Origin of the sequence: Exilibacterium tricleocarpae (assembly GCF_007004655.1) — a bacterium.
Classification (GTDB): Bacteria; Pseudomonadota; Gammaproteobacteria; order Pseudomonadales; family Cellvibrionaceae; genus Exilibacterium; species Exilibacterium tricleocarpae.
Window position 1 is genome coordinate 415596 of sequence record NZ_ML660088.1, and the last position, 18344, is coordinate 433939.

An 18344-nucleotide genomic window follows, 5' to 3' on the forward strand; every position below is an offset into this window, starting at 1 on the left:
GCCGCCAAACAGTGTCCACTTAAGGAGTATATCGGCATTTTGGGACTGTGCTTTAACGTCCAATTTCGGTAGCATGCGCTGTCCCGGAGACAGTGGCAGGCCAAGCACAGGCACGCGAGCGATGCGCAACTGAGTTTCGACCTCCCCACGACCACCTGAAATAGTTGAACATCATGAACCGACAACTGATTCTCACCCGCCCGGATGACTGGCATATCCACCTGCGCGACGGCGCCGCCCTGGCCACTACTGTGGCCGATGCAGCGCGCAGCTTTCGGCGGGCGATCGTTATGCCCAACCTGGTGCCACCGGTCACCACCGCAACCCAGGCCCTGGCCTACCGCGATCGCATTCTGTCCCAATGCCCCGCCGGCAGCCGTTTCGAGCCGTTGATGGTGCTTTATCTCACGGACAACACCACCCCCGGGGACATCGCCGCCGCCAGGCGCGCCGGCGTAGTGGCCGCGAAGCTTTACCCGGCGGGGGCAACCACGAATTCGGATGCCGGCGTCACCGATATCGACAACCTCTACCCGGTCCTCGAAGCGATGCAGGAGCAGGGACTGCGGTTTCTGATTCACGGCGAGGTAACCGATGCCGATATCGATATCTTCGACCGGGAAAAAGTCTTTATCGACCGGATTCTGGTCAAGCTGGTAGACGCCTTTCCGGCACTCAAACTGGTGCTGGAACATATCACCACCAGCGATGCCGCCGAATTTGTCAGCGCCGCCGGACCCAATGTCGCAGCCACCATTACCGCCCATCACCTGCTCTACAACCGCAATCACCTGCTTGCCGGGGGTATTCGCCCGCACTATTTCTGCCTGCCCATCTTAAAGCGCGACAGCCATCAGCGGGCGCTGATTGCCGCCGCCACCAGCGGCGATCCCAAGTTCTTCCTCGGCACCGACTCGGCACCCCACGCGCAGGACAAAAAAGAGGCCGCCTGTGGCTGCGCCGGCTGCTACACCGCCTGTGCCGCGCTGGAACTCTACGCCGAAGCCTTCGACAGCGCCGGTGCACTGGACAAGCTCGAGGGCTTTGCCAGCCACTTCGGCCCGGACTTTTACGGCCTGCCGCGCAACGACGACACGGTAACCCTGGTCAGAGAGCCCTGGCAGGTGCCCTCGCAATTGCCCCTGGGGGATGCCACACTGGTACCCCTGGCCGCCGGCGAAACCCTGCAATGGCGCCTGCAGAACACCGTTCAAGCATAAGAGACTGGCTGTGACCTCAGACCCCCTAGAAACGGACGTCCTCGCGACAAAAACCCTGATGGCACAGCGGTTTCGCGGCTTTTTACCGGTCGTAATCGATGTCGAGACCGGCGGCTTTAACGCCGCCACCGACGCCCTGCTGGAAATCGCCGCGGTGACCCTGAAAATAGACGACGACGGCGTGCTGTGCCGCGACCAGACTTTTGCCTATCACGTCGACCCCTTTGAAGGCGCCAACATCGAACAGTCGGCGCTGGACTTCACCGGTATTATGCTGGAAAGCCCGGAGCGGGCATCGCAACCGGAGCCGGTCATCCTCGGCGACCTGTTCAAGGCAGTGCGCAAATCGATCAAGGAGGCGGTCTGCACCCGGGCCGTGGTGGTCGGTCACAACGCTCACTTCGACCTCGGTTTTCTCAACGCAGCGGCCAATCGCTGCGAAATCAAGCGCAACCCCTTTCACCCCTTCTCCTGTTTCGATACCGCCACCCTGGCGGGACTGGCGTTCGGCCATACGGTGCTGGCGCGGGCCTGCCAACTGGCCAATATCGAGTTCAGCAATGCCGAGGCCCACAGCGCTGCCTACGACGCCGAGAAAACCGCCGAGCTCTTCTGCACCATCGTCAACCGCTGGCGGGAGCTGGGGGGTTGGCCGGTCGCCGCTGAGTAGTAGATACGACGGCCCGGTATGCAGTCGCCTGCCGCGAACGCCGCTGTAAGGGGACTGGCCCGGGAACCAGGGCCCAAGCACTGCGCCCTGAACCCAGGCATCGCGTCCTAAACCCAAGCACCGCGTCCTAAACATTGTGGCCTGATAAGCCTACTCCGAGCTCTGCGGAGCAAAAAAAACCCGGCGCCGGGGCCGGGTTTTTCGAGCGGTAAAGCCGCGTCAGCGGTTACAGACTGTCGGCGTTCTCACTCAGGTAAGCCGCCACACCATCAGGGGAGGCCGTCATACCCTTGTCGCCCTCCTGCCAGCCGGCCGGACAGACTTCGCCGTGCTCCTGGTGGAACGCCAGGGCATCCACCATGCGCAGCATTTCATCGACGTTGCGGCCGAGCGGCAGGTCGTTGACCACCTGGTGGCGCACCAGGCCGGCCTCGTCGATCAGAAAGGAGCCGCGAAACGCTACACCACCCTCAGATTCCACATCATAGGCCTGACAGATAGCGTGGGTAACATCCGCTACCAGCGTGTACTTGACCGGTCCTATGCCCCCTTCACTAACGGGGGTATTGCGCCAGGCATTGTGGGTAAACTGGGAGTCGATGGACACACCGATCACCTCCACGCCGCGCTTTTGAAACTCTTCGACCCGGTGATCGAAGGCCAGCAGTTCCGAGGGACAGACAAAGGTAAAGTCCAGCGGGTAGAAAAAGACAACAGCTTTCTTGCCTTCGATAGCCTGGGACAGGGTAAAGTTGTCGACAATTTCACCGTTGCCCAACACGGCCGCGGCGGTAAAGTCGGGTGCGGATTTGCCTACTAATACGCCCATTTGAAAACTCCGTTAAGATCAGTGATCTGCAATATTGAGGATTGACGATAAGCCCCGTGATGGAGTCGTCTCCATCGGCGGAAAATAACGATAATGACCGCAAGGTTACCTATATCAGGAACCCGACGATGATAGGAGCCGGCTATGATACACATTTGCCCGAAGGTGTCTCATTAAATTTTTATATGGCGTTCATAGCATCATCTTAACCATCGACGTGGCATCTGGGCTTCACTCGAATCAAAAAAATCCAATAAAAATAATACGTTAGACTTTAGACAGCGGGATGCCGGCGACTGCATACAAATAAAAACCATTCCCAGCCACCGTTGACAATAATTCTCATTACAGTTAAGATTCAGCAACTTTCTGCCGGAATAACGCTATCCGGATGGCTTCTTACCCGAGCCCTGGCAGAGAGAGCTGCCGGGGCGCCGTCGTGGAGCTACCGGCAAAACCTTGCTAAAAACTGTGTTAAATCCAAGCATCGAGAAGTTATACCCACGCCATGTACGTCTGTCTCTGCAAAGGTATTACCGACAACCAAATCAAGGACGCGGTCTGTGGCGGCGCCACCACCCTGCGCAAGGTCCGCAATCAACTGGGCGCCATGTCCCAGTGCGGTAAATGTGCCATGCTGACCAAGGAAATCGTGGAAGACACGCTGGCTCAACAACACTACGACGCCACCGAATCCGTATTCTACGCTGTCAACTGACACCTCCTCCTGCGCCCTGCACTTGTTTTCACACCCGGCGAACAGCGGGTTTTCCTGTCTAGACTATTTCGCTGTGACCTTCCCATCTCCGCGGCCCGGGGCTCGCCCGGCTCAAGGTTTCCCCGCCCGCGACCCGAATCGTAAACCACACTGATTCGCACTCTTATTTATATTTATTTTTTCTTGAAAATCAATAAGTTAACTTGACTAGCCGATAAATCCGGCGCACACTTGCGCAACATTGAATACGCCACGCAGACCTGTACAGGAGAAGAAAATGAAGGGCGATGCCAAGGTTATCGATATTCTCAATAAAGTCCTGGCTAATGAGCTGGTGGCCATCAACCAGTATTTTCTACATTCGCGCATGTACAAAGACTGGGGGCTGAAGGAGCTGGCGGAGTACGAGTACGGAGAGTCCATCGATGAAATGAAACACGCCGACCACCTGATCGAGCGCATTCTGTTTCTGGAAGGTATTCCCAATCTGCAGGACCTGGGCAAGCTGTTTATCGGCGAAAACACCGAAGAGATGCTCAAGTGCGACCTGAAACTGGAAATGATAGCCATCCCCGATCTGCGCGAGGGCATCGCCTACTGTGAGTCGGTGAAAGACTATGTCAGCCGGGAACTGCTCGAGGACATCCTGGAAGACGAAGAGGAACATGTCGACTGGCTGGAAACCCAACTGGAACTGATCAATAAGATCGGCCTGCAAAATTACCTGCAGTCGAAGATGAATTCCTGAGCGCGCCTCAGTTAAGCAACCCGTAAACCCCGAGCGAGTAGGCGCGGCGGCTTTTCGCACCATCGAGTGCCGCCGCCGGCACTACAGCACCCAGCCCGATATCCGTTGCCATAAAGCGCGTGTCGCCGGTGCCGGTGTCGAAACTGACCGAGGTGGCCTGGGGAAAGTAGTAGGCCACCACATCGCCTTTCTCCACCCCCACGGCAACCGGAAAATTAATTCTGGTAAGCCCGGGTTCGGTAATCGTCAGGGGTTTGCTCTCCCAGATCACCACCTTCTGCTGATCGACGGCGCGCAGCACTTTGACCGTCAGCGTGGTCGGCTTGGTGAAATGTCCGCCCAGGCCGGTGAGGGTACCGCTGCCCGGCACTGTATTGGCCAGGTCCACCAGCAGCAACGGCTGTTCGTCGACACGGCTGCGGGCGACCAACTCGCCGCCGACATAGTCGAGCAGGTTGCCGCGCACCAGAAACTCTCTGAGTAAATCGATCTGCTGCAGCACAAAACCCCGCACCTGGCCGCGCAGATTAGAGGACTCCAACACCCGCGAACTCTTTTCCGTGCCCAGCACACCGATCACCCGATTGAGTTCATCGGCATCCTCCCGCAATTGAGCCTCGCGCCCCTGCAGCTCGGCGATCTGCCGATTCGCCTGCTGTAATTGTTGCTGCAGTGCCCGGTTCTGATCCTGTACCTCTTTGATAACCGGCGGGGCCTGGCAGCCGGCCAAAACCAGTGCCGCCAGCGCGGCCAATATCCCTCTGCGACTCATAGTCTGATCCCCACAGTGCTTACTCCCGTAACCCTCAATACCCACTCCCTCATCGTCGAGCGCAGGCCGGGGCGCCGGCTCAAGGGATAGGGGCGCCGCTTTCCACTTTGAAAGCTGCCGTGGTCAGACGGTCGCCACCCAACAGAAGGTCGATGTTGTAGCCGCCCTCGGCAAACCCTGCCACCGGCCGGTCGATGCGAAAAAAGGTGACGCCCTCGTTACCGCTGACAATCACCGGCACCTGGGCAATCTGTAAACTGCGGGCACCGTCGTAGAGTATAGCCTGCACCACCGAGGTGGCCTGGGCAAAGTTCTGGTAGCGAAAACCGATATGAATGGTGCGGTCGACCTGCAGGGTATCTGCCTGGCGCGCGGTGATGCTGGTCAGCTCGGCATTGCTGACGATCACTTCGGGAATTTTTGGCAACTCCGCCAGCGCCTTGGACTCGAACGCCAGTTCCAGCTCCACCTGCAGGGTCTGCAGGGCGGTGGCGCCGGTGAGACGGCTCTGCGCCTCGACCAATTGCTGGCGGGCGCTCTCGAGTTCCCGCGCCTCTATTTGCGTGGCGATACGCTCCACCAACAGTCGCTCGATATCCTCCAACCCCCGCTGCGCGGCGGGATCGCCGGGGTGTTCCGCCAACACGGCCCGGAAGAGATCGAAGGCGCTGGCCTGACGCGGTGTGATCAGGCGCCCCTGATCCATCAGTTGTCGCGCTTCGGCCACCTGCTGCTGCCGCTGCCGCAGCGCCCGCCGCTGGGCGGCCACCGCCTGTGCCAGCTCCTGCAATTGATTATCGTCCGGCATCACGGCCAGCCCGCGGTCGAGCAGACTGCGGGCCCGCTCGAACTCGCCGGCCCGCAGTTGCCGCTGGGCCAGCACACCGTAGCGCGCCGCCACCGCCTGTAAGCCCTGCTGCGCCTGGCGGTTGTCCGGGTCCGCCGCCAACACGGCCCGGAAGCGCTCGAGGGCATTGGCGCCGGCCGGCGCACCGAGCGCATCCTCAGCCAGGTACCGGTTGCCCTGTTCGAGCCACTGCCGGTGCTGCTCGGCCTGTTCCAACTGTGCGATCAGGCGCTGGTATTTGTCATCGGCCTCGACCGCCGCGGGAAAGCTGGCCCTGGCGGAATCCAGGTAGAGTCGCACCCGGGGCAGGTCTCCGGCTTCCAGTGACTGGCGCAGCTGGCGTTGATGGTAATCCTGCAACTGTTTCAGCCCCCAGCGCGCCTGCTGGTTGTCCGGTGCCGCCTCGAGAATGTCCCGGTACACCTGCGCCAGTTCGGGCGCAACAGACAAATCCTGCTCCAACTGTTTTCGCAATTCCCGCACCCGATCGGCCACCGGACCCACTGCCGCAGTGCCCGCCTGGATAGTCGCACCGGCATTGCCGGCAGACCCGGTGGCAACTGCCAGCGTCGAGTCAGCGGGCGTCGCCGGGGCGGTGCCTGGCTGCTCTCCGCCCCTCTCACCGTCTGCCACCCCGGCAGTTGCCTCTTGAACTCTGTCGGCAGGTTCCGGCACGGCCACCGCCGGCGCGGAGTCCGCCTCCCGGCTGACCGCCACCGCCGGCGCCGCAGCTACCGGCTGCGGCTGCGGGTCGGCGTCAGTCCACAACGTATCCAAGACCTGCGGGTGATTTTGCTGAACATAGACAAAAGTCGCCACCGCCACGGCTACCAGCCCGCCAGCGAGCCACGGCAGGATTGGGGAGTGTTCGCGGGGGTGGTGAAAATCCGCGCGGTGATCGGCAGCGGCAGCACCGGAGGCAGCTGCTGCTGTAGCCGCTGGCGGAGGCGGTGTAGAAGACGCTGCGGAAGCGGGGGCGGCAGCGGCCCTGGGCGATTTGGATTCGGGTAGTGCCCGCGACCTGGGCGATAGCGCCCGCTTGGTGTCCGGGGCGGGTTTCTTCTTCGCTTCGGCGACGGCTGCCGCTGTCCCGCTGACAACCGTGGGAGCGGTGGTATCGACATTGCCCAGCGGCGGCTCCGGCGGTCGCTGGTCCGCCGCCATAGCGGCAAGCTCGGTGTCGGTAATGGTGTTGAGATCGGCAATAAACTGGGCGCCGTTTTGATAGCGCTGCTCCGGGTCCTTGGCGAGCACCCGATCAATGACCCGCTGAAAGCGCTCCAACGCATCGGGCAGCCGCGGAATGGGATCGGCGACATGTTTGATACCCACCGCCACCGCGGAGTCGGCGTCAAACGGCACGCGCCCCACCAGCAGCAGGTACAGCACCACCCCAAGACTGTAGAGGTCGGAGCGCAGATCGACGGGCTTGCCCTTGGCCTGCTCGGGGCTCATATAATGAGGCGTGCCGATAGCCGTGCCGGTCTGGGTCATACCCGAAGCGGTATCTGTGGGGCGGGCGATACCGAAATCCATCAGCACGGCGCGCCCGTCCTCCTCGTGCAGCATGATGTTTTCGGGCTTCACATCGCGGTGCACATAGCCCTTCTTGCCGGCAAAATCCAGCGCCCGGGCGACGTCCTTAACCACGCGCACAGCGTCGCGGTGCGACAGGCGCTGGCGTTTTTGCTTGAGATCCTGACCCGGCACATATTCCATGGAAAGAAAGTGCTGGCCTTCGTGCACCCCAACATCGTAGACGGTCACTATATTGGGATGCACCAGGCGGCTGACGATCCGCGCCTCGCGGCTGAAACGCTCGCCGAATGCCGGATCGGCCGACAGGGCGGGCGACATCACTTTCAGCGCAACTTCCCGCTCGAAGCTGACCTGAATGGCCAGATACACGGTGGCCATGCCACCCTGGCCCAGTGTGCGTATGATCTTGTAGCCGGGAATATCTGTTTTCAACGTGCTCCACCCGCCCGTATCACCCTGCGCCGATATCGGGATGGCGTCGCGCCGGCATGGCCGGAGACCCTTTTTTGCGCACCTGCTTCAAGCATTTGATTATTAAGTATTAATTACTTTTTAGTTAGGGCTTCTTTATGCCCCTTTAGCCGGGTCAAGTCAACTTGCACAGCGCCTTACTGGCCGGTTTTGATAAGTCTGTACCAACCCGTTACCCCGGCAGCCGGGATCGGGGCCGGCCCACCTTGACAAACGGCGCATCGGCGCCGAAAAGCTGTGTTGCCATTGTCCGCGCGACAACTGTCCGGACCCTGGCGCAAACCTGTCGGTTTATGTGAGCAATTCCCGAACGCGGGAGCCGCCCGGCAGGTATCTTAATCGATACCTGCGGCATCAACATGACAGCCTGTGTGGGGGATCTGTCCGACTGTCAGTTTTTTGCAGGTAAAGCCGTGCGGGCGACATGTGTGTCGGACATTCAGCGCCGGCCAGCGAGTGAGACGGTGGAAAGCGAGTACCACTCTCACCGGCAGCGACGGGAAACGCCGGCGATAACGGCACCCGTCAGTGTTTCCGGTACCGGCAGCCCCACCGGAGTTAGCACATCCGGGCTGCCGACGGGACAGCTCAATAAGCGGGTTTGAAGACTAGCTCTGCTGAGTCTGCTCCACAGCCGTGTCCAACAGTTGCTTCAGTTCGCCCTGCTCGTGCATTTCGGTAACGATATCACAACCGCCCACCAGTTCACCGTTGACCCAAAGCTGAGGGAAGGTAGGCCAGTTACCGTACTGGGGCAGGTTGGCGCGGATTTCAGGGTTGGACAGCACATCGACATAGGCAAAACGCTGGCCGCAGGCCATCAGCACCTGGGAGGTGCGCATCGAAAAACCACATTGCGGGGCATTGGGAGAGCCTTTCATATATAAGATGATGGGGTTCTCTTCAATTTGCTGTTTGATGGTTTCCATAATTTCCATGGTGACAATTCAACCTCTTGCGCCAATTGAAACGGCTGTTGCGGGTCTGTGGGGGATGAAAAACCAAGTTTTTCACTCAGGTATTCGCGGCATTTTACATGAGTCGGACGGGAATGTGAAAAGCACTTTCAGGCGCCGCCCCAACCGCCCCCACCGGGGGTGGCCAGGGTGAGCACCTGCCCCGCCGTCACCTGCAGACTGCACTTGCCCGGCAGCGGCCGATCGTCGAGGCGGTTGACGCCGGCCGCCCCGTAACCGCCACCGGCCAGTCCCCAGGGCCGCCGCCGCCGGCGCTCAGTCAGCAAGGTCACCTGCGCCGGTGCCAGGAATTGAAATTCACGCACAATGCCAAGCCCGCCCGCGCGGCGCCCACTGCCGCCGCTGCCGGGCCGCAGGGCGTAACGCAGGATGCGCAGCGGATAGTGCTGCTCGAGGCTTTCGATCGGCGTGTTGAGGGTGTTGGTCATATGGGTTTGCACGCCCGACCAGCCGGCGGCGGCCGGCCCGGCCCCCATACCGCCACCAATGGTTTCGTAGTAATCCCAAGCCGCCCGGTCCGCGGTTGCCGCTGCCCCCATGGCGATATTGTTCATAGAGCCGTGACTGGCGGCCGGTATTCGCTCGGGCAGGGCTTGGGCCAGGGCGCCGAGCACGACATCGACAATGCGCGTGGAAGTCTCCACGTTACCGGCGGCCACCGCTGCCGGGCGCTCGGCATTGAGCAGGCAGGCGTGCGGCGCCCGCAGTCGCAGCGGCCGGAAGCTGCCCGCGCAGGCCGGTGTATGGGCCGGCATCAGGCATCGGAACACGTAGTAAACGGCCGCCGCCGCAACTGACAGGGGACAATTGATATTGCCCTTTACCTGTGCCGCGGTACCGTCGAAATCAATCTCGACCCGCTGCCCGCGCACCCGGATACAGACGCTGATGGCGATATCCTCGCCTCCCACGCCATCGTCATCCATAAAATCGGTAAAGGTATAATCGCCGTCCGGAATTGCCGCCAGCGCCGCCGCCGCCAGCCGCTCACCATAGTCATTGAGCGCCACCAGCGCCGCCTGAAAAGCATTCGCCTTGCCCATAGCCGCAATCAACTCCGATAACCGCTGCACCCCCAGTCTGTTGGCACTGATCTGGGCGGCGAAATCACCTTCGGCGGCGGCCCCCTCGCGCCCGCCGCACAGGCGCGCCATCACCGCCGGTCGGGGCCGGCCATCGCGCTGGATAAAAGTCGGGGCGATCACCACGCCCTCCTCCTCCAATGCCGTCGAAATCGGCATGGAGCCGGGACTCGCAGCGCCGATATTGGCGTGGTGAGCCCGGTTGGCGACAAAGCCCTGCAGGCGGGCCTCGACAAAAACCGGTGCAATCAGGGTGACATCGGGCAGATGGGTGCCGCCCAGGTAAGGGTCGTTTACCACCACCATATCGCCCTCCCGCCAGGCCATGCGGCCGACAATATCCGCCATGGCATACGCCATGCTGCCGAGATGGACCGGAATATGCGCCGCCTGCGCGCACAGGTTCCCCCCGGCATCGAACACAGCGCAGGAAAAATCCAGCCGGTCTTTGATATTGGGAGAGAACGCCGCGCGTTTGAGCACCGCACCCATCTCTTCACAGACCGATTCAATGCGGCTGGAAAAAACACTCAGTTCTATCGGATTCATCTCTACCTCCCACGTCTGCGCGTATTTTGCCCCAGGGCGGCCGGTAAAGGGAAATTGCCAAGTGTCCTGTTTGCTTATACTATTAACGGTTCCCCAGGCAGCAGCGGCTGCCTGTTTTGTTTTCAGCGCAGGGAAAGCGAGCAAAAGCAGGGAAAGCGAAAGTGCGTTAGGAAGAAAGTGCGTTAGGAAGAAAGTGCATCAGAAACAAAAGGGAGTTTGAGCGAGAGACGAGTTAGAAACAAGCGATGAGTTAGAGGCGAGAGATGAGTTCGACGGCCTTAATGAATACCTACGGTGACAGAACGACGACCCTGGTAAAGGGCGAGGGCGCGCGCCTGTGGGATGATCGCGGCAACTGCTTTCTCGACGCCCTGAGCGGCATTGCCGTGTGCGGCCTGGGCCACTCCCACCCCGCCGTCACCCGGGCCATCAGCGAGCAGGCAGCCACGCTGGTGCACACCTCCAACCTGTTCAATATCGAGCCCCAGCAGCGCCTGGCGCAAAAGCTCCGGCAGGTGTCGGGCATGGATAACGCGTTTTTCTCCAACTCCGGTGCGGAGGCCAACGAGGCGGCCATCAAGCTGGCGAGGAAATACGGCAATGACCGGGGGATCCCGGCGCCCGCTATCGTGGTGATGGAGAACAGCTTCCACGGCCGCACCCTAGCAACGCTGAGCGCCACCGGTAACCCCAAGGTACAGCACGGCTTCGAACCGCTGGTGACCGGCTTCGTGCGGGTCCCCTTTAACGACATCACCGCCATCGAAACAGTGGCCGCCGACAACAACAGCATAGTCGCCGTATTGGTTGAACCGATACAGGGAGAGGGCGGGGTGCGGGTGCCCGCCGGCGATTACTTGCAGCGCCTGCGCCAGCTCTGCGACCGGCATCGATGGCTGCTGATGCTGGATGAAATTCAAACCGGCAATGGTCGCACGGGAAAGTTTTTTGCCTTTCAGCACAGCGGCATCACCCCGGATGTCGTGACCACGGCCAAAGGCCTCGGCAACGGCGTGCCCATCGGCGTCTGCCTGGCGGCCGGCGCGGCGGGGGGGATTTTTCAGCCCGGCAACCACGGTTCCACCTTCGGCGGCAACCCACTCGCCTGCCGGGTCGCTGAAACCGTGATCGATACGCTGTTACAGCCGTCGCAAGCAGGAGGCAACCTGATCGACCGGGCAAACCAACTGGGCGGACAGATGCTCGCCGGATTGCGTGAGGCACTTGGCGGCTGCGCGACCGTAGCCGATATTCGCGGCCGCGGTCTGATGTTGGGGATCGAACTGAAACGCCCCTGCGGCGAGTTGGTGGAGCGGGCCAGGCAACACGGCCTGATTATCAATGTGACCGCCGGCAACACCGTGCGGCTGTTGCCGCCGTTTATACTGAGCGACGCCGAGGCGGGCGAGATTGTCGAGAAGGTATCGGCACTGGTGAAGGCTTTTTAGCCGTTGCGTTTCTCTTCACTTTCACCGGTTTTATTTTTACATGTGTTTTATTTTTGTTGATTTTTTAATGGGGTCCGCAGCATGTCTGTCAGGCACTTTTTAACGTTACTGGATCTATCGCCCGAAGAGCTGCACGGTGTTATCGAGCGCGCTGTCGAGATGAAGGCGCTGCACCGCCAGGGCGCCGCCGGCGAGCCGTTTCACAACAAAGTGCTCGGCATGATTTTCGAAAAATCATCTACCCGCACGCGCGTGTCCTTTGAGGCGGGCATGGCGCAGTTGGGTGGCAAGGCGCTGTTTCTGTCGCCGCGCGATACCCAACTCGGGCGCGGCGAACCCATCGAGGACGCCGCCCGGGTGATGTCGCGGATGCTCGATATCATTATGATTCGCACTTTTGCCCACGAGAAACTCGAACGCTTTGCCGAACATTCCCGCGTACCGGTGATCAATGCGCTGACCGACAGCTACCACCCCTGCCAGTTACTGGCCGACATCCAGACCTTTGTCGAACACCGCGGTGACCCCCAGGGTAAGGTAGTGACCTGGATCGGCGACGGCAACAACATGTGTCACTCGTATATCAATGCCGCCCGCCAGTGCGATTTCGAATTGCGCATTGCCTGCCCTGAAGGTTTTGAGCCGGACGCCGATCTGGTGGCGGTCAACAGCGACCGGGTCGCGCTGGTGCGGGACCCGAAAAGCGCTGTAAAAAATGCCGATTGGGTCGCCACCGATGTCTGGGCGTCGATGGGGCAAGAGGACGAACAGGCGCACCGGGAAGCGCAGTTCGCCGGTTATCAGGTCAATCATGAGTTGATGAGTTACGCTCGCAGCGACGCGCTGTTTATGCACTGCCTGCCCGCCCACCGCGGCGAGGAGGTCAGTGCCGAGCTGCTCGAGGACGAGCGCGTGTCGGTCGTTTGGGATGAAGCGGAAAACCGCCTGCACGCGCAGAAGGCACTGATGGAATTTTTGCTGCTCAGCGACTGACGACAGACACCCGCCATGCCCAGCCTACTCGAAGTCGATGCGATTACCTGCCGGTACGACCTGCAACCGGTGGTGGAAAACCTCAGCTTTGATCTCGACACCGGCGCCATCGCCTGCCTGTTGGGACAGAGCGGCTGCGGCAAGACCACGGTGTTGCGGGCTATTGCCGGTTTCCAGCCGGTTGCGACGGGACGCATCGCGCTGCAGGGCAAGAACCTGTCGGCCCCCGGCTTCACCCTGGCGCCGGAAAAGCGCCGTATCGGTATGGTGTTCCAGGACTATGCGCTCTTCCCTCACCTCAGCGTCAGTGACAATATCACCTTCGGTCTCAACGGGCTCGACCCGCGGGCGCGGCAGAGCGCCTGCGCGGAACTGCTGGAGTTGGTGCAACTCACCGGCTTTGCGCGGCGCTATCCCCACGAACTGTCCGGCGGACAACAACAGCGCGTGGCCCTGGCCCGCGCGCTGGCGCCGCAGCCGACGCTACTGCTGCTGGACGAGCCCTTTTCAAGTCTGGATGTGGATTTGCGCCGGGCGCTGGCGCTGGAGGTCAGAGATATCCTGAAAGCGCGGCAGATCAGTGCCGTGATGGTCACCCACGACCAGGAGGAGGCGTTTGCCTTCGCCGACCAGATCGGTGTCGTCGACCGCGGTCGCGTGGAGCAGTGGGATACGCCGTTTAATCTCTACCACCAGCCGGTCTCGCGCTTTGTCGCCAACTTTATCGGCCAGGGCGTGCTGTTGCCGGGCCGGGCCCTGAGCGCTACTGCGGTGGCCACGGAGTTGGGCCGGATTACCGGCAAGCATCACTACGAATGGCTGGCCAATACGCCGGTGGAAGTGCTGTTGCGTCCGGACGATATTATCCACGACGACGGCAGCGACAAGCGCGCTCGCATCGTCAGCAAGGTATTTGCCGGCACCTCGACGCTTTACACGCTGCAACTTCCCACCGGCGGCGTGATTGAATCGGCGTTTCCCAGTCATCACGATTATAAAGTTGGCGACAACGTGGGTATTCGCGTCGAGGCCGAACACCTGATTGCGTTTACTTGCGCACAACCCTGAGCGAAGGTCATGGTTTGGGGTGGGGTCCGCTTCCTGAAAGCAAATATGTGCTAACCGATCGGTCTGGCATTGACTGGGGCTTTCAGAAACTCTCGACAGCAGGGATGCTGTCGTGACCAACAGTAGGCGCTTTAGGCGAGCCCCCAGGGACGGGTTTACGGCGTGTTTCTGCAGGCCCCACCCGGTGGCAGACCGATCAATTAGCACATTTTTACTTAAAGAGGTGTCATTCTGTTCCGACCCCACATCGAACCAAATTAGGAGCGCGCCATTTGCACCACTCGCTCAAAGCTTTTTGTGGGAACCGTCACACACAGGCGCGCGATCCGACTGCTTGCAGGCACAGAAAAATACCCGCCGGCTGTCAGCCGCTTCATAGCGCTGTGGCGCAAAACCGGTATCCTTATGGGAGCCGTCACAAAACGGCTGCTTGCTGCTGCGACCACAAGCACACCACCAATACGTCTTGCCCGCCTCCACCTCCACTGCAATCGGCACGGACTGCGCCACCATCGGTTTTTCCATCATGCTTCTCCAAAAAGTTTCAACTGATCAGGTTGGCGAGCCACCGCAGGCACAAGTGCGGAAAAAAACACCACCCCAGGGTTCACACTAAGGTTACCCACGCATTATCCCCGCAAGGTTTGGCATCTGGCTATAGTTGGGCCACGACTCTAGATGAAAATATTATAATGTGTGCTTTTTAAGCAACTAAAGGGTATACCCTAGTAGCTGTGCAGAGTAGCGGATTAGTGGTCACTGACATGCTGACTTACCCACATTTTATCCACAAGAACTCATCACACTATTTACCTTGCAATAACCGGAAAACCGCATTATCTTGTATGTCAACTCCAAAACACCCCAACATATAGGGGTGTTGTAGTTTAGCAAGGCACCTGCTAATTCAACTGTCAGACTGATAAATACTATATGCCGAGCGCTATCGCGAGCGATAGAAGACCCGGCAGGTAGAGGCTAAATCGCAAAATCAGGGTTTTTAAAACTGGAGTCTCAACGGGCTTCTAACCAGAGTCTCAACGGGCTTTTAACCAGAGTCTCAACGGGCTTCTAACCAAAGTCTCAACGGGCTTCTAAAACCAGCGGCTCAACGAGCCGAGACCCAAAGCATAGAGACTCAAAAAACAGAGACCCAAAACGTCGTCAAGAGGCATTCGACACAACAATAATGAAGATCGATTGGACATCGCAAATATCGCCGGCAACCGGCACTGCGCATCTGTTCAGCAGAGCCACCGGCAGCGGCGTCTCACCCAGTGACACAAAAAACCTCTTTTTCTGTGACCTGCGCCACCAAGCCTCACGCAACACTTCATGTAAGGGCAACACACATCGCCACCCCCACTACCGGTGCGATGGTAACCATTTATTACTGGCATAACACACACGTACGCGGAGACGTTCATGCACACCGAAACCACTGTAAGTCAATCACGGTCCGCCAGCCCGGAACCGGCAGCGCTCAGCAGCAGCACGACTGTCTCAGCGACGGCGCCCGGTCAATTGCGTGTTATCAAACGCAATGGCACCGTAGTGCCTTACGATGACAGCAAGATCGCTGTCGCCATGACCAAAGCTTTCCTGGCCGTCGAAGGCGGTACAGCAGCCGCCTCGAGCCGAATACACGAAACCGTCAACGCCCTCACCAAGCAGATTTCGGCAACCTTCCAACGCCGGATGCCGTCCGGGGGCACTATTCATATCGAAGATATCCAGGACCAGGTCGAGCTGGTGCTGATGCGCTCGGGTGACCAAAAAGTTGCCCGCGACTACGTGCTCTACCGGGAGGAGCACGCGCGCCTGCGTGCCGAAAAGCAACAGGCCCAACCCGACCCCGATTACCCCAGGCTGCAGGTGACGCTCGCCGACGGCAGCCGCCGGGACCTGGATATGGGACGCGTGCGCACCGTGGTTGAGGAGGCCTGCGCCGGGCTCAAGGACGTTGAGGCCAAAACCATTCTCGACGAAGCCATGCGCAATCTGTACGACGGCGTTTCGCTCGACGATGTCAATACATCGCTGGTCATTACCGCCCGCACCCTGGTGGAGCAAGAGCCCAATTACTCATTCGCCACCGCGCGCCTGCTGTTGGATAAACTGCGCGCTGAGGCCCTGTCGTTCCTGGGCGTCGCCGAATCCGCCACCCAGGCCGATATGAGCGAGTACTACGCCCAGGCCCTGCCCGCCTATATCCGCAAAGGGGTCGAATTGGAGCTGCTATCGCCGGAACTCCTGCAGTTCGATATGGCGAAGCTGGCCGCCGCACTGGACGCCGAACGCGATCTGCAGTTCACCTATCTGGGGCTACAGACTCTCTATGATCGCTATTTTATTCACAGCGATGAGGTGCGCTTTGAGCTGCCGCAAATCTTTTTTATGCGCGTGGCGATGGGACTGGCGGTCGAGGAACCCGAAAAAGAGGCGCGCGCGGTCGAGTTTTATCAACTGCTGTCGTCTTTCGACTACATGAGTTCCACCCCGACCCTGTTCAACGCCGGCACCCTGCGACCACAGCTCTCCTCTTGTTACCTCACCACGGTACCCGACGACCTGCGCGGTATCTACGGCGCCATTCAGGACAACGCCATGCTGTCGAAATGGGCCGGCGGCCTCGGCAACGACTGGACCCCGGTGCGCTCGCTCGGCGCCTACATTAAGGGCACCAACGGCAAGTCCCAGGGCGTGGTGCCGTTTCTCAAAGTCGCCAACGATACGGCGGTGGCGGTCAACCAGGGTGGCAAGCGCAAAGGTGCCGTCTGCGCCTACCTGGAGACCTGGCACCTGGATATCGAGGAGTTTCTGGAACTGCGCAAAAACACCGGCGACGACCGCCGCCGCACCCATGATATGAACACCGCCAACTGGGTGCCCGACCTGTTTATGAAGCGGGTCTTCGAAGACAAGGACTGGACGTTGTTTTCCCCCAACGACGTTCCGGATTTGCACGACCTCTACGGCCAAGCTTTCGAGCAACGTTACGAAGAATATGAACACCAGACCAGCACCGGTGAGATGAAACTGTTCAAGCGTATCCGCGCCCAGGAACTGTGGCGCAAGATGCTCGGCATGCTGTTCGAAACCGGACATCCGTGGATTACCTTCAAAGACAGTTGCAACCTGCGCAGCCCGCAGCAACACGCCGGGGTGATCCACTCGTCCAACCTGTGCACCGAAATTACCCTGAACACCAAATCGGATAAGGAAATTGCGGTGTGCAACCTGGGTTCGGTGAACCTGGCCCAACACGTAGTCGACGGCGCCCTGGATACGGACAAGCTGCGCCGCACGGTAAAAACCGCCGTGCGTATGCTCGATAACGTGATCGACATCAACTACTACTCAGTGCCGGCGGCGCGCGCCTCCAACCTCCGCCACCGCCCCATCGGGCTCGGCATTATGGGGTTTCAGGATTCACTCTACAAACTGCGCATCGGCTACGGCTCCGATGCCGCGGTGGAGTTTGCCGATCGCTCCATGGAGGCGATCAGCTACTACGCCATCGAGGCCTCCAGCAACCTGGCGACCGAGCGCGGCAGCTATATCAGTTACGAGGGGTCGCTGTGGAGTAAAGGCACGCTGCCGATCGATTCCATTGAGATTCTCAGCAGGAACCGCGGCGAGCAGTTTATCGAAGTCGACCGCAGTCAAACGCTCGATTGGGACGGCCTGCGCGTGCAGGTAAAAAACAACGGTATGCGCAACTCCAATGTGCTCGCCATCGCGCCGACCGCCACCATCGCCAATATTACCGGTGTGTCTCAATCCATCGAGCCGACCTATCAGAACCTCTATGTGAAGTCGAACCTGTCCGGTGAATTTACCGTGGTCAACCCCTACCTGGTGCACGACCTCAAGGATCGCGGCCTGTGGGATACGGTGATGGTCAACGACCTGAAATACTACGAGGGCTCGGTGCAGAAAATCGATCGCATTCCGGCAGACCTGAAACACCTGTATGCCAACGCCTTCGAGGTGGAGCCCCGCTGGATCGTCGATGCGGCCAGCCGCCGGCAAAAGTGGATCGACCAGGCCCAGAGCCTGAACCTGTATATCGCCGGCGCCAGCGGCAAAAAGCTGGATGTCACCTATCGCATGGCCTGGTACCGGGGTTTGAAAACCACCTACTACCTGCGGGCCCTGGCGGCCACCACCACGGAGAAGTCCACGGTCGAAACCGGCACCCTGAATGCCGTCGCAGCCAGCGCCACGGAAGTGCCGCAGGCCTGCGCGCTGGACGATCCCGATTGCGAGGCGTGTCAATAACGGATTAAGGGGAGAGCGTCAGTCTGGCGGGGGCTTCGGCCCCCGCCCAGACCTTTTAGCGCGAACACCCTAGTCATAACGATAGTCAAACCGCTAGCCACACTGAATTTCACTGTACAAGTTTTGAGG

15 protein-coding genes are annotated in these 18344 nt (G+C 60.0%); 9 read left to right on the plus strand and 6 right to left on the minus strand.

The window, feature by feature from the left end; translation table 11 throughout:
• The first annotated feature begins 173 nt into the window (after positions 1–173).
• Both pyrC and rnt read left to right on the plus strand, forming a co-directional pair.
• A complete protein-coding gene (pyrC, locus tag FKG94_RS04335; RefSeq protein WP_142902959.1) occupies positions 174–1220 on the plus strand; it encodes a dihydroorotase in 1047 nt (348 codons plus the stop codon).
• 58 nt (positions 1221–1278) lie between these two features.
• Positions 1279–1890: a ribonuclease T gene (gene rnt, locus FKG94_RS04340; RefSeq protein ID WP_142903057.1), complete on the plus strand. Its 612-nt coding sequence runs from the start codon at positions 1279–1281 to the stop codon at positions 1888–1890.
• A gap of 226 nt (positions 1891–2116) precedes the next feature.
• Here rnt and FKG94_RS04345 read toward each other — a convergent pair whose 3' ends face one another.
• The gene (locus FKG94_RS04345; RefSeq protein ID WP_142902960.1) at positions 2117–2719 is read right to left on the minus strand and encodes a peroxiredoxin; all 603 of its coding nucleotides are present in this window, start codon (positions 2717–2719) and stop codon (positions 2117–2119) included.
• A gap of 508 nt (positions 2720–3227) precedes the next feature.
• On the opposite strand from FKG94_RS04345, the gene FKG94_RS04350 reads away from it, so the two are divergent.
• Both FKG94_RS04350 and bfr read left to right on the plus strand, forming a co-directional pair.
• A complete protein-coding gene (locus FKG94_RS04350) occupies positions 3228–3437 on the plus strand; it encodes a bacterioferritin-associated ferredoxin (protein ID WP_142902961.1) in 210 nt (69 codons plus the stop codon).
• 277 nt (positions 3438–3714) lie between these two features.
• On the plus strand, positions 3715–4185 hold the full coding sequence (gene bfr / locus FKG94_RS04355; protein WP_142902962.1) for a bacterioferritin: 471 nt from the start codon (positions 3715–3717) through the stop codon (positions 4183–4185).
• 7 nt (positions 4186–4192) lie between these two features.
• Here bfr and FKG94_RS04360 read toward each other — a convergent pair whose 3' ends face one another.
• Together FKG94_RS04360 and FKG94_RS29150 are read right to left on the minus strand one after the other, a co-directional pair.
• On the minus strand, positions 4193–4957 hold the full coding sequence (locus tag FKG94_RS04360) for a hypothetical protein (protein WP_142902963.1): 765 nt from the start codon (positions 4955–4957) through the stop codon (positions 4193–4195).
• Positions 4958–5036: 79 nt separating this feature from the next.
• On the minus strand, positions 5037–7775 hold the full coding sequence (locus FKG94_RS29150; RefSeq protein ID WP_142902964.1) for a protein kinase domain-containing protein: 2739 nt from the start codon (positions 7773–7775) through the stop codon (positions 5037–5039).
• 467 nt (positions 7776–8242) lie between these two features.
• Between FKG94_RS29150 and FKG94_RS28670 the strand changes: the two genes are divergently transcribed.
• Positions 8243–8419 carry a hypothetical protein gene (locus FKG94_RS28670; protein WP_179957484.1) on the plus strand — a complete coding sequence of 59 codons (177 nt, stop codon included), beginning with the start codon at positions 8243–8245 and terminating at the stop codon, positions 8417–8419.
• A gap of 3 nt (positions 8420–8422) precedes the next feature.
• On the opposite strand, the gene grxD is transcribed toward FKG94_RS28670, so the two are convergent.
• Positions 8423–8752 carry a Grx4 family monothiol glutaredoxin gene (grxD, locus tag FKG94_RS04370; protein ID WP_142902965.1) on the minus strand — a complete coding sequence of 110 codons (330 nt, stop codon included), beginning with the start codon at positions 8750–8752 and terminating at the stop codon, positions 8423–8425.
• 128 nt (positions 8753–8880) lie between these two features.
• On the minus strand, positions 8881–10422 hold the full coding sequence (locus FKG94_RS04375) for a hydantoinase B/oxoprolinase family protein (protein ID WP_142902966.1): 1542 nt from the start codon (positions 10420–10422) through the stop codon (positions 8881–8883).
• A gap of 263 nt (positions 10423–10685) precedes the next feature.
• On the opposite strand from FKG94_RS04375, the gene FKG94_RS04380 reads away from it, so the two are divergent.
• From FKG94_RS04380 to FKG94_RS04390, 3 genes are all read left to right on the plus strand, one after another.
• The gene (locus FKG94_RS04380) at positions 10686–11870 is read left to right on the plus strand and encodes an aspartate aminotransferase family protein (RefSeq protein WP_142902967.1); all 1185 of its coding nucleotides are present in this window, start codon (positions 10686–10688) and stop codon (positions 11868–11870) included.
• An 81-nt stretch (positions 11871–11951) separates the two neighbouring features.
• Positions 11952–12863: an ornithine carbamoyltransferase gene (argF, locus tag FKG94_RS04385; RefSeq protein WP_142902968.1), complete on the plus strand. Its 912-nt coding sequence runs from the start codon at positions 11952–11954 to the stop codon at positions 12861–12863.
• A gap of 15 nt (positions 12864–12878) precedes the next feature.
• A complete protein-coding gene (locus tag FKG94_RS04390) occupies positions 12879–13931 on the plus strand; it encodes an ABC transporter ATP-binding protein (RefSeq protein WP_142902969.1) in 1053 nt (350 codons plus the stop codon).
• Positions 13932–14216: 285 nt separating this feature from the next.
• On the opposite strand, the gene FKG94_RS04395 is transcribed toward FKG94_RS04390, so the two are convergent.
• Positions 14217–14459 (minus strand): CDGSH iron-sulfur domain-containing protein, encoded by a 243-nt coding sequence (locus FKG94_RS04395; protein WP_142902970.1) that lies wholly within the window; start codon positions 14457–14459, stop codon positions 14217–14219.
• An 897-nt stretch (positions 14460–15356) separates the two neighbouring features.
• On the opposite strand from FKG94_RS04395, the gene FKG94_RS04400 reads away from it, so the two are divergent.
• The gene (locus FKG94_RS04400) at positions 15357–18215 is read left to right on the plus strand and encodes a ribonucleoside-diphosphate reductase subunit alpha (protein WP_142902971.1); all 2859 of its coding nucleotides are present in this window, start codon (positions 15357–15359) and stop codon (positions 18213–18215) included.
• Positions 18216–18344: the final 129 nt, after the last annotated feature.